Origin of the sequence: Hydrotalea sp. (assembly GCF_049968455.1) — a bacterium.
Lineage (GTDB): Bacteria > Bacteroidota > Bacteroidia > Chitinophagales > Chitinophagaceae > Hydrotalea.
Genome location: NZ_JBMFQT010000001.1, coordinates 121,628 through 134,648, shown reverse-complemented (window position 1 = coordinate 134,648; position 13,021 = coordinate 121,628). Strand labels below are relative to the sequence as shown.

The 13,021-nt window shown below is 34.7% G+C and carries 9 protein-coding genes (1 of these 9 only partly in view); 8 read left to right on the top strand and 1 reads right to left on the bottom strand.

Annotated features, from left to right (window positions below):
* The first annotated feature begins 108 nt into the window (after nt 1-108).
* Genes ACP5P5_RS00615 through ACP5P5_RS00605 form a run of 3 tightly spaced genes read left to right on the top strand, consistent with a single transcriptional unit; the run spans nt 109 to nt 3,979 of the window.
* Nucleotides 109-1,698 carry a hypothetical protein gene (locus tag ACP5P5_RS00615; RefSeq protein WP_428284186.1) on the top strand — a complete coding sequence of 530 codons (1,590 nt, stop codon included), beginning with the start codon at nt 109-111 and terminating at the stop codon, nt 1,696-1,698.
* A 6-nt stretch (nt 1,699-1,704) separates the two neighbouring features.
* Nucleotides 1,705-2,922 carry a PAS domain-containing sensor histidine kinase gene (locus ACP5P5_RS00610; RefSeq protein ID WP_428284185.1) on the top strand — a complete coding sequence of 406 codons (1,218 nt, stop codon included), beginning with the start codon at nt 1,705-1,707 and terminating at the stop codon, nt 2,920-2,922.
* Complete coding sequence (locus ACP5P5_RS00605) at nt 2,915-3,979, top strand: response regulator (RefSeq protein ID WP_428284184.1); 1,065 nt, start codon at nt 2,915-2,917, stop codon at nt 3,977-3,979. The genes ACP5P5_RS00610 and ACP5P5_RS00605 overlap by 8 nt, the downstream gene beginning before the upstream one ends.
* Here the strand turns inward: ACP5P5_RS00605 and ACP5P5_RS00600 are convergent.
* Nucleotides 3,976-4,380: a hypothetical protein gene (locus ACP5P5_RS00600; protein ID WP_428284183.1), complete on the bottom strand. Its 405-nt coding sequence runs from the start codon at nt 4,378-4,380 to the stop codon at nt 3,976-3,978. The genes ACP5P5_RS00605 and ACP5P5_RS00600 overlap by 4 nt on opposite strands.
* A 377-nt stretch (nt 4,381-4,757) precedes the next feature.
* Here ACP5P5_RS00600 and rpoC point away from each other — a divergent pair, with 377 nt between their 5' ends.
* The 5 genes from rpoC to ACP5P5_RS00575 all read left to right on the top strand — a co-directional run.
* A complete protein-coding gene (gene rpoC / locus ACP5P5_RS00595; RefSeq protein WP_428284182.1) occupies nt 4,758-9,044 on the top strand; it encodes a DNA-directed RNA polymerase subunit beta' in 4,287 nt (1,428 codons plus the stop codon).
* Between the two features lie 223 nt (nt 9,045-9,267).
* A complete protein-coding gene (locus ACP5P5_RS00590) occupies nt 9,268-9,855 on the top strand; it encodes an OmpH family outer membrane protein (RefSeq protein WP_428284181.1) in 588 nt (195 codons plus the stop codon).
* A gap of 58 nt (nt 9,856-9,913) precedes the next feature.
* Nucleotides 9,914-11,320, top strand: a complete 1,407-nt coding sequence (locus ACP5P5_RS00585; RefSeq protein ID WP_428284180.1) for an APC family permease — start codon at nt 9,914-9,916, stop codon at nt 11,318-11,320.
* 3 nt (nt 11,321-11,323) lie between these two features.
* Nucleotides 11,324-12,310 (top strand): bifunctional heptose 7-phosphate kinase/heptose 1-phosphate adenyltransferase, encoded by a 987-nt coding sequence (locus tag ACP5P5_RS00580; protein WP_428284179.1) that lies wholly within the window; start codon nt 11,324-11,326, stop codon nt 12,308-12,310.
* 112 nt (nt 12,311-12,422) lie between these two features.
* Nucleotides 12,423-13,021, top strand: partial view of an isoaspartyl peptidase/L-asparaginase family protein gene (locus ACP5P5_RS00575; protein WP_428284178.1) — the 5' portion only. The gene runs 442 nt beyond the window's last position; 599 of the gene's 1,041 nt are visible here — the first part of the coding sequence; the start codon lies at nt 12,423-12,425; the stop codon falls past the right edge of the window.

The following is a 13,021-nucleotide window of genomic DNA, read 5'->3' as shown; positions in this document are numbered from 1 at the left end:
TAAATAATGCTGGAATGCGTTAAATTCACTAGTATTTTACGCTGGATAAAAGGTATATAATTGACTAAAACCCTTTACAGTAATGCATTTTAAATAAAACGAATTACGATGCCTAACCGAAGTACCGATATGTTGTTTCAACTCATAAAATCGCTTGAAAAGGGTGAAAAACGCAATTTTAAGCTGTACGTAAAACGCAATGCATCAGGCGAAGAGTTGAAAATTGTACAGTTGTTTGATGCCTTAGATAAAATGAAAGATTATGATGAAGTGCAATTATTACAAAAAAATCCGAGCATAAAAAAGCAGCAGCTTTCCAATATGAAAGCGCATTTGTACAAAGAATTGCTATCTAGTTTGCGCTTAATTCAGCAATCGGATAATATAGATCGCTATGCCCATGAGCAACTAGATTTTGCCAGAATTTTATACAACAAAGGCCTTTATTTGCAGAGTTTGAAGTTGCTTGATAAGTTGAAAGAAGTTACCAATTCTCAGCATCAGTATATTTATGCATTGCTTACCCTTCAATTTGAGAAAAAAATTGAGTCCATGCATATTACGCGCAGTATGGAAAACCGTGCTGAAACACTAAGTGGAGAATCGGAAAAAATTTACCATCAATTAGATTTAAGCAATAAACTGTCAAATTTAGCTTTAGAATTATATAGTTGGTATATACAAAATGGGCATGCCCGTGATAAACGCGATGTACATGCTGTTAAAGTTTTTTTTGAATCGAATTTACCTCCCATACATTACGGTGAACTTGGCTTTTACGAAAAATTATATTTATATCAGTCCTACTGTTGGTATGGATTTATTTTGCAAGATTTGTTAATGTATTATCGATACACGCAAAAATGGGTATCGTTATTTCAAGATAACGAACTTATGAAGCGGATTGAAACCGGACAATACATTAGAGGGATGCACAATTTACTGGGCGCTCAGTTTAACTTAAATAATTTCGATAAATTTAATGAATACCTGCAGCAATTTGAAGCCTTTGCACAATCAGATTTAGGCAACAGTAATGATAATATTCGCATACAAACTTTTGTATATTTAAATACTGCCAGAATTAATAAACATTTTTTAGAAGGAACATTTACGGAGGGTTTGCAATTAGTACCTGAAATTGAAAAACACTTGGATGAATATAAGTTGCATTTAGATAGGCATAGGGTGTTGGTATTTTATTATAAAATTGCCTGTTTATATTTTGGCAGCGGTGACAATGAAAAAGCAATTGATTACTTAAATAAAATTATTAATTGGAAAGTTGATTTACGTACGGATTTACAATGTTATGCCCGCTTGTTACACTTAATTGCTCATTATGAATTAGGTAATGACAACTTAATGGAATACTTAATTAAATCCGTATATCGTTTTATGGCTAAAATGAAAAATTTAAGTATTGTTGAAGAAGAGATTTTTAAATTTATTCGCAAATCGTTTAATCTTTCACCCAAAAAATTATTACCGGCTTTCAAAAGTTTAAAAGAAAAATTAGAGCAATTGCAAGGCGAGCCATTGGAAACACGTTCATTCATGTACTTAGATATTATTGGATGGTTAGAAAGTAAAATTGAAGGAGTACCGGTACAAGAAGTTCGAAGAAGAAAATTTTTAGAAAGAAGAAAGCCCGGTACCGTTGTTAAACATAAAGTACATACAGAAAAAAAATATTAACAAAACATGCCAAATAGAGAAGAATTTAGCGCCCTTTTTACTTATGCCACAGAAGGTATTATAGTGGTAAATGATAGTGGCTATTTAATTATGGCTAATCCAGCAGCGGAAAAGTTGTTTGGTTATGAAACAGGCGGTTTATTAAACATAAAATTGGAACAACTTATTCCTCAAAGGTTTTCACAGTCACATCAACAGCATCGTACCCAATATGCAAATAAACCTCATCCTCGATCAATGGGGATTGGCATGAATTTGTTTGCTTTACGAAAAGATGGCAGTGAGTTTCCGGTTGAAGTTAGTTTAAGTCCTTTTAAAACAGCGGAAGGTAATTTTGTTATTGCTTTTATTATAGATATAACCATCCGTAAACAAACGGAAAGTGCTTTGCTAAAACAAAAATTAGAACTCGAGAAGCTCAATAGTGAATTAGAAAAAAGGGTCCGGCATCGAACACTGATTTTAGAAGAAGCATTGCACGAATTGGAGCGTTCAAGGGAAGAATTAAGCCAGCTATTGGAAAAAGAGAAAGAAGTAAATGAGTTAAAGTCAAGATTTGTTTCAATGGCTTCACACGAATTTAGAACACCATTGGCTACTATTTTATCATCACTAAATTTAGTAGAAAAGTATGGTGAACTGAATGATAGAGAAAACCAGCAAAGGCATATTTTACGCATAAAATCAGCCATTAACCATATGACTGATATTTTAAACGATATGCTATCAATCAGTAAAATTGAAGAAGGGAAAATTATTGTGCAAAAAGATTGGGTAAATGCAGTTCAGCTCTCTCAAAACATATTACAAGAAATTCAAGCGATATTAAAGGCAGGTCAAATTATTCATTTTCAACCTGCGGGACAGGAGTTGGCTTACATTGATCCCAATATTTTTACCACAATTGTTACTAATTTGCTCTCAAATGCAATTAAGTTTTCACCTGTAAATAAACCCATTTATTTGAATTTGAATATTACTGATGAACAAATAACCATTGCAGTAAAGGATGAGGGTATGGGAATTCCAGAGGAGGATCAGTCAAATTTGTTCAATAGATTTTTTCGCGCAAAAAATGTTACCAATATACAAGGTACCGGTTTGGGATTGAATATCATTGCGAGGTATGTAGAATTATTGCACGGGAATATTACCTTTGAAAGTCGTTTAGAAAAAGGCACCACTTTTAATATTGTAATTCCAAATATCATTGAAAATGCGTAAAAAAATTTTATTGATTGAAGATAATTTAGATATGCGGGAAAACACCGCTGAAATATTACAATTGGCCAATTATGAAGTAAAAACCGCTGAAAATGGGAAAGAAGGGGTTGCATTGGCTGAAAAAGAGCATTTTGATTTGATTATTTGCGATATTATGATGCCGGTTTTGGATGGCTATGGGGTTTTACATTTATTATCAAAGAACAAAAACACCAATTCTATTCCCTTTATTTTTTTAACAGCCAAAGCCGAACGCACTGATTTTAGAAAAGGAATGGAAATGGGTGCAGATGACTATTTAACCAAACCTTTTGATGATATTGAGCTATTAAATGCTATTGAAAGTCGCTTAAAAAAGTCGGAACTAATGCGACAGGAGTTTGCCAATAATGTGAATGGTTTAAATCAATTTATTGAAACCGTAAAAGGATTTGATTCTTTAAAAAAAATTTCCGAAGAAAACGAACTTAGAAATTATCGAAAAAAAGAAGAAATATATAAAGAAGATAGCTATCCTAAAGGGTTATATTTATTAGTAAGCGGGAAAATAAAAACTTGTAAAACGAATGAAGATGGTAAAGAGCTGATTACAGGGTTATATAGTGAAGGAGATTATTTTGGTTATATAGCATTATTAGAAGATACCAAGCATAAAGAGAGTGCCGTTGTTTTAGAAGACGCCCAAGTTTGTATGATGCCCAAAACCGATTTTTTTGAACTAATTTACAAAAATGCAGAGGTGTCAAAGAAATTTATTCAAATGTTGTCGCACCAAGTTCAGCAACGTGAGGAACAATTATTGCGTTTGGCATACAACTCAGCACGTAAAAAGGTGGCCGATGCGCTTATCACGCTTCAAAATAAATACCAACAAAGTAGTAAACAGGGAAATTTTAGTATGCAAATATCACGTGAAGATTTAGCGAATATTGCCGGTATTGCCACGGAAAGTACTATTAGAACACTTAGTGATTTAAAGGACGAAAAATTAATTGAAATACAATCCGGAAAAATTACCATCATTAATTACGAAAAATTAGCAGCATTACGCAATTAAATGACATTGGGTGGCTTTTGACGCTCGTTTATTTGTTGCGTAATTAGTTCACCTTGTGTGTTTTGCTCTTCTAATGTCCAATCATCCGTAATTGAGGTTTCTATCCACACATTTCCTGATTTTCTTAGTATAACCGGCTCAAGCCCATAAAGCTTAGTAAACTGCTGCTCCAGTTCGGCTACAGTCATTTCCGGATAAATATAAAAGGGAGTTGTATCATTAGTTATTCTATATTGAAGTAAAGAAGTATTCTGAGAAGGTTGTGGTTGATCTTGCATAACTTTCCCACTTTCCTGGCCAGGTTGTATTTTAACCAATAATAATCGCAGATATGGGAATAATTGATTAAACTCCGTTTGTAAGGTTTGTACATTTTTGGTATCATCTATAATAATCTGCATAGCATATATTCTTCTAAACAAAATTATTCTGGCTAATTGGCCTAAATACTGATTTTTATCATGTTCCCTTACAAAAGAGGGCTAGTAAAAATTTTTTTAAACCAATTTGTTTAGTTAAGAATCCTGTTAAAATTGATCCGGCCTGACAGATTGGCAATGCTAACAATCGTTTCTATCATTAAAATTTTGGGGTTTCTTTTTTCTATTTAAAAACCAGTCCTTACCTTTGCCCCCTTAATGATTTTGAAGTATTCCATTACGCTTTATATAAAAAAGTAATACCATAGTGGGTAAATGCAGTGTGCATCACTGTATTGTCCGCTTTTTTTATTGTAATAAATGGGGTATTTCGGGTCATGAATCAAATAAATTGTACTATGGCCATTAAAAGAGACAACCGTCCAAAATCAAGTTTTTCTACCATCACCATTAGTTTGGCTTCTCCCGACTCTATTTTGGAAAAAAGTTTCGGAGAAGTATTAAAGCCCGAAACCATTAACTATCGCACCTATAAGCCTGAAAGAGATGGTTTATTCTGCGAAAGAATATTTGGGCCGGTGAAAGATTATGAGTGCGCCTGTGGTAAATACAAGCGTATTCGCTATAAAGGCATTGTGTGCGACCGATGTGGTGTTGAAGTAACTGAAAAGAAAGTTCGTCGCGAAAGAATGGGGCACATTAAATTAGTGGTGCCCGTGGTACATATTTGGTATTTTAAAAGCCTACCTAATAAAATTGGTTATTTATTAGGAATGAGCTCAAAAAAGTTAGAAAGCATTGTTTACTATGAAAGATATGTTGTAATACAAGCTGGTATTAAGGAAAATTTGGGAACAGGCGATTTATTATCTGAAGAAGAATATTTGGATATTATTGATGCACTGCCCAAAGAAAACCAGATGCTACCGGATGAAGATCCTAATAAGTTCATTGCTAAAATGGGGGCTGAAGCTGTTAGTGATTTATTGGCCCGTTTAGACTTAGATGAACTTAGTTTCTCATTAAGAAATGCTGCAGCAAATGAAACTTCACAGCAACGTAAAGCTGATGCTTTAAAACGCTTAAGCGTAGTGGAAGCATTTCGAGATGCCAATTCAAGAATTAGCAACCGTCCTGAATGGATGGTAATGCAATATATACCTGTAATTCCCCCTGAACTAAGGCCTTTAGTTCCCTTAGATGGGGGTCGTTTTGCATCTTCTGATTTGAATGACCTTTATCGCAGGGTAATTATTCGCAATAATCGTTTAAAGCGTTTATTAGAAATTAAAGCGCCTGAAGTAATTCTTCGTAACGAAAAAAGGATGTTGCAAGAAGCCATCGATTCACTATTTGATAATAGTAGAAAATCGAATGCAGTTAAAGCTGAAGGTGGCAGAGCTTTAAAATCATTAAGCGATGTATTAAAAGGTAAACAAGGTCGTTTCCGCCAAAACTTATTGGGTAAAAGGGTTGATTATTCCGGTCGTTCTGTAATTGTTGTAGGCCCGGAATTAAAAATGCATGAATGTGGCTTGCCTAAAGATATGGCTGCCGAACTATTTAAACCATTTATTATCCGTAAGTTAATTGAAAGAGGCATTGTAAAAACAGTTAAATCTGCAAAAAAATTAGTTGATAAAAAGGAAGCTGTGATTTGGGACATTTTAGAGAACATTCTAAAAGGACATCCTGTGCTGCTTAACCGTGCCCCAACATTACACCGTTTATCAATTCAAGCTTTCCAACCTCGTTTGGTAGAAGGTAAAGCCATTCAATTACACCCATTGGTAACCTCTGCTTTTAACGCCGACTTTGATGGTGACCAAATGGCTGTTCACGTGCCTTTAAGCAATGCAGCAATATTGGAAGCGCAACTGTTAATGTTGTCTTCTCACAATATATTGAATCCACAAAATGGAACAGCTATTACCCTTCCTTCGCAAGACATGGTGTTAGGTTTGTACTATATTACCAAAGGAAAGAAAAGTACTGAAGCAGAACCAGTAAAAGGAGAGGGAAAAGCGTTTTACAGCATGGATGAAGTAATCATTGCCTATAACGAAAAACGCGTTGACCTTCATGCACATATAAAATTAAGAACAAAAGTTAGAAATGCAGAAGGTGTTTTAGAAAAGAAAATTATAGACACTACCGTTGGTCGCGTTCTCTTCAATCAATTTGTTCCTGAAGAAGTGGGGTACATCAACACACTTTTAACTAAAAAAAGTTTAAGAGAAATCATTGGTAACATTATTAAAATAACCAATGTTCCTAAAACAGCAAAATTCCTTGATGATATTAAAACCCTAGGTTTTAGAATGGCGTTTAAAGGAGGATTAAGCTTCAGTATTAACGACTTAATTATACCTGACATTCGTGAAGAGTTATTGGAAAATGCTAAAGCCGAAGTAGATGAAGTTCGAGAAAGTTATAACATGGGTTTAATTACCAATAACGAACGTTATAATCAGGTAATTGATATTTGGGGAAGAGTAGATATGCGCTTAACAGAAACCTTGATTCGAGAAATGGCTAATGATAAACAAGGATTTAATTCTGTGTTTATGATGTTGGATTCTGGAGCTCGTGGTTCTAAAACGCAGGTAAAACAATTAGTGGGTATTAGAGGATTGATGGCTAAACCAAGAAAAAGTGGAAGTTCAGGTAGTGAGGTAATTGAAAACCCCATTCTGTCTAACTTTAAAGGTGGCTTGAACGTATTAGATTATTTCATTTCTACCCACGGTGCTCGTAAAGGTTTGGCTGATACGGCCTTGAAAACTGCTGATGCCGGTTACTTAACTCGTAGGTTAGTTGACGTGGCACAGGATGTTGTTATAGCCGAAGATGATTGCGGTACTTTAAGAGGAATTTCAATTAGCGCATTAAAAGATAATGAAGATATCATTGAGCCTTTATCAGACAGAATTGAAGGTAGAACTTCTTTACATGATGTATTACATCCTGTAACAGATGAGTTAATCATTAAGGCAGGTGAAGAAATTACTAATGATATAGCCAAACGCATTGAAGAAGTAGGTATTGATAGCGTAGAAATTCGTTCGGTATTAACTTGCGAAGCTAAAAAAGGTGTTTGCGTTAAATGTTACGGTAAAAACTTAGCAACTGGTTACATAGCTCAACGTGGTGACTCTGTTGGTATCATTGCCGCTCAATCAATTGGAGAGCCTGGTACACAGTTAACATTGCGTACCTTCCACGTGGGTGGTGTTGCCGGCAGCTCATCTATTGAATCGTCATTAGCAGCTAAGTTTGATGGTACTGTTCGTTTCGATGGATTACGCACTGTTACTAATCTTAATAATGAAGGTGATAAAGTAAACATTGTAATTGGTCGTACGGGTGAAATGCGTTTGATGGATGAAAAAAATGACCGTTTATTAATAACCAATAATATACCTTATGGTTCTACTTTACTCGTAAAAGATGGCCAACAGGTTAAAAAAGGTGATATTATTTGCACTTGGGATCCATTTAATAATGTAATAGTAGCCGAACAAAACGGTGTTATTAAGTTCGAAAATATTATCGATGGTTACACTTATCGCGATGAAGCTGATGAACAAACCGGTCACCGCGAAAAAGTAGTTATTGAATCAAAAGATAAAACCAAAATACCTACTATTATTGTTGAAGGGAAAGAAGTTAAGCAATATAACTTACCTGTAGGAAGCCATATTGCCATTGATGAAGGCGAGGAGGTAAAAGCCGGACAAGTGTTGGTTAAAATTCCACGTGTATTAGGTAAGTTGCGTGATATTACCGGTGGTTTACCTCGTGTAACAGAATTGTTCGAAGCACGAAATCCTGCAAATCCCGCAATTGTTTGTGAAATTGATGGTGTAGTTGCATTCGGAAATGTGAAACGTGGTAACCGTGAAATTGTGGTTGAAGCAAAAGATGGCGTTATTAAAAAATATTTGGTTCCATTAACTCGCCAAATTTTAGTACAAGATGGTGATTTTGTCAAAGCAGGCGCTCCATTATCCGATGGTCAGATTGCACCTTATGACATTTTAACTATTAAGGGTCCTTTTGCTGTGCAGGAATATATTGTAAACGAAATTCAAGAAGTATATCGTTTACAAGGTGTTGATATCAACGATAAACACATTGAAGTAATTGTGAGACAGATGATGAAGAAAGTAGAAATTGTTGACGCCGGTGATACTAAATTCCTGGAAGAAGATTTGGAAGATAGGTTTGAATTTATTGAAGAGAACGATCGGATATTCGATAAAAAAGTAGTTACAAATGCAGGTGAAAGTACTAAGTTACGTGCAGGTCAAATTGTAACATTACGTGAACTACGTGAGGAAAACTCAATACTTCGTCGTGCAGACAAAAAATTGGTAGAAGTGCGTGATGCTCGTCCTGCCACAGCTAAACCTGTTTTATTAGGTATTACTAAAGCTTCATTAGGTGTTAAAAGCTGGATTTCAGCTGCGTCATTCCAAGAAACTACCAAAGTATTAAGTCAGGCAGCTATACAAGGTAAAACCGATGAAATGATAGGCTTGAAAGAAAATGTTATTACCGGTCACTTAATACCTGCAGGTACTGGTCTTCGTGAATTCGAAAATTTAATTGTTGGTAGTAAAGAAGATTTTGAAGTACTATCTACCACTCGTGAAGCCATGAATTTTGATGAAGATGAATAGTTAAACAACTTTTAAGTTCAGTTTAAAAATTTAGCCTGCAATATTTTCAAAAATATTGCAGGTTTTTTTTCATTAAATCCTAATTAAAATTTAAAAAAAGAAGCTAATTTTTTAAATGTGTGATTTGCCTGTATATTCGTTTTCATTTTTAATTCATGTGCTAGTTTAATAATTACACTTAAGTGAAAACATGTATTAAAATTAATTAAACATAATTTTGTATATGAAAAATGTTTTACTCATTATTAACGCCCTATTAGTTATTGCTGTTGCTTATTTGTTATATGAACATTTTAAAGCGCCTCAAAAAGCTGCATTCTTCAACAATAACAATGCTGCATTAAGTACCAATGGTTTTAAAATTGCTTATTTTGAAATGGATTCATTACAAAATCAATATAACTTATTAAAAGAAGTTAGGACAGCCTTAATGGCTAAAGACCAGGAAATGGGTAAAGAATTATCGAATATGGAAAATTCCTTAAGAAATAAATATCAGGACTTACAAAAGAATGGCAACTCACTTAGTCAAGCCGAAATTGCCAATCGTCAGCAGGAAATTATGGATTTGGATAAAAACCTGAAAAATAAGCGTCAAATGATGGAACAGGAAATGCAGGATGAAAGTTTCAAAAAACTACAAGATGTAAAAAAAAGAATTGAAGATTATTTAAAAGAATACAATAGGGATAAAGGATACGCTTATATTTTTTCTAACGTACCCGATATGATGTATTATAAAGACACTGCCTACAATATCACTGCCGACATTGTGAAAGGCTTGAATGAACAATACAAGCAGAAAAAATAATTATTTGTAGTAAATCATTATCTTCAAAGTCCCAAATGCAATAAAGGGACTTTTTTTTATGGATACACCCTCGTTTAAACCCCGCTTAGGTTTATTAGATGCCACCATGATTGTTGCCGGAAGTATGATAGGCTCTGGTATTTTTATTGTAAGTGCTGATATAACTCGAAATGTGGGTTCTGCCGGTTGGCTTATTATTGTATGGTTATTAACCGGATTAATGACGTTAATTGCTGCGGTTAGCTATGGTGAACTCAGTGGTATGTTTCCTAAAGCCGGTGGGCAATATGTTTATTTAAAAGAAGCTTATAATCCCTTAATTGGTTTTTTATATGGCTGGAGTTTTTTTGCCATTATTCAAACCGGAACCATTGCGGCAGTAGGTGTTGCGTTTGCAAAATTTACTGCTTATTTAATTCCACAGGTAAGCGATGAAATTACATTATTCAGTATTGGCTCATTGCATATTTCACCTGCACAAATTTTAGCCATTATTCTCATTATATTTTTAACTTATATTAATACGAGGGGTATTCAAAGCGGAAAAATTATTCAAACAACATTTACATTAACCAAATTACTAAGTTTATTTGGATTAATCATATTCGGATTCATTGCCCTTCAACCGCAAATATGGCATCAGAACTGGTCGGGAAATGCCTGGAGTTTACAGCATTTGAATAAAGATGGTAGCATTCAATCCTATGGATTAGCGGCTGCTATGGGCGCAATTGCTGCAGCAATGGTTGGGTCGATATTTAGCAGTGATGCCTGGAATAATGTAACATTTATTGCCGGTGAAATTAAAAATCCCAAACGTAATATTGGTTTAAGTTTGTTTTTAGGTACACTATTAGTAACTATTGTGTACGTTTCTACCAATTTTGTGTATACGGGTTTATTGCCCATGCAGGCCATTGCTTCGGCTGAAAATGATAGGGTAGCCATAGCAGCCTCGCATGTAATTTTTGGGAATATTGGTACCATTATCATTGCAGTTATGATTATGATTTCAACTTTTGGCTGTAATAATGGGCTTATTTTAGCAGGAGCCCGAGTTTATTATACAATGGCCAATGATGGATTATTCTTTAAAAAAACCGCCCAACTTAACAAAAAAGCAGTACCTGCTTTTGCATTATGGATTCAATGTTTGGTTGCTTGTTTATTGTGTTTAAGTGGGAAATATGGCGATTTGCTCGATATGGTTTCTTTTGTTGTGGTTATTTTTTATGTTTTAACAATTATTGGCATTTTTATTTTGCGTAAAAAAATGCCTAATACAGAAAGGCCTTACCGTGCTTTTGGATACCCATTCTTACCTGCATTATACATAATAATGGGACTGGCATTTTGCACGTTGCTTATCATCTATAAACCTGATTATACCATTTACGGATTAATTTTTGCACTATTGGGTATTCCTTTGTATTATCTTGCACTCGCAACAAAGTCAAAGTCTTAATTCATGAATTTTGAATCTATTTTTCAGCAGTTTAACCAAATGAAAATTGCCGTATTGGGCGATGTAATGTTGGACACTTATTGGTGGGGACATGTGGATAGAATTTCACCCGAAGCACCTGTTCCGGTTGTAGCATTTGATAAACGGGAAGTACGTATTGGCGGGGCGGGAAATGTGGCGCTGAATACCGTGTCGTTAGGTGCTTCTACTACCATTTTAACGGTAATTGGCAATGATAATGATGGCAAACAACTAGTAGATTTATTAGAACAAAACAACATTAGTACTAAATACATTGTTACTACTCCCAATAGGGTTACTACCAATAAAACCCGTATTATGAGTCGCAATCAACAAATGCTTCGGTTGGATTGCGAAGTAACAACGGATATAAATACAGATACAGAAAAACAGCTACTTCAAAAAATTGAAGAATATTTTAAAATAGAACAACCACATGTGCTAATTTTTGAAGATTATAACAAAGGAGTTTTAACTGCTACTGTTATTAATGAAGTAATTACACTTTGTAAAAAATATGGAGTACTAACCGCAGTAGATCCAAAACGAAAAAACTTTTTGTCTTTTAAATCGGTAGATATTTTTAAACCAAATTTAAAAGAAGTTAAAGATGGCCTGAATTTATTGATTGATGAAGTATCACTTAATGTATTACAAAAAATTCATATTCAATTACAACAAATACTTGGACATAGTATATCCTTAATCACACTTTCTGAGAAAGGAGTATTTTATCAAAACGGTAATGAATTAAAAATAATTCCCACCCATGTACGCAATATAGCTGACGTTAGCGGGGCGGGTGATACTGTTATTGCTGTTGCCTCATTGGTTTATGCCACTACCCGTCAAATTGGTCTAGCAGCTGAAATGGCCAATATTGCTGGCGGTTTGGTTTGTGAAGAAGTAGGAACAGCAGCCATTCAAAAACAAAAGTTTTTAAATGAATGTAAAAAACTGCTTTCATAGCTTTGTTTAAAATTTCCGCATTTTTATTGCAGGTTGTTCAGCATTCGTTCAATATATTTTAAAATTCTGTTTCATTCCATTTTCTAATTTCGGGGAAGAAATTTTGAAAGGAATGTCAACATACGCATTGGTAATTCATGGTGGGGCAGGAACAATTCTTAAAGAAGATATGACGCCCCAGTTAGAACAGGCTTATGAACAAGGTTTGAATGCTGCATTGCAAGCCGGTTATGCCGTTTTAGAAAATGGCGGATGTGCCATAAATGCTGTTAAAGCAGCGATAGTTGTATTAGAAGATAATGTTTTGTTTAATGCAGGGCGAGGTGCTGTTTTTACCAAAAAAGGTGTGCAGGAAATGGATGCTGCAATTATGGATGGCACTACGTTAAATGCGGGAGCTGTTGCCGGTGTTCGTAATGTTCGAAATCCAATTGTTTTGGCCACTGAAGTAATGCAGCATAGCAATCACGTTTTTTTAAGTGGAAAAGGTGCTAATGATTTTGCCATTAAGCAAGGTGTTAAGCTAGAACCCGATGAATATTTTTTCTCACCTTTCAGATATGAACAATGGAAAGCCATTCGTGATAGCGATAATTATTCTTTAGATCATACTAATCATCACTTAGAAGAGTTAATGCGTGATAAAAAATTTGGAACCGTAGGTGCTGTAGCTTGTGATGCTGAAGGAAATATTGCCGCAGCAACCAGTAC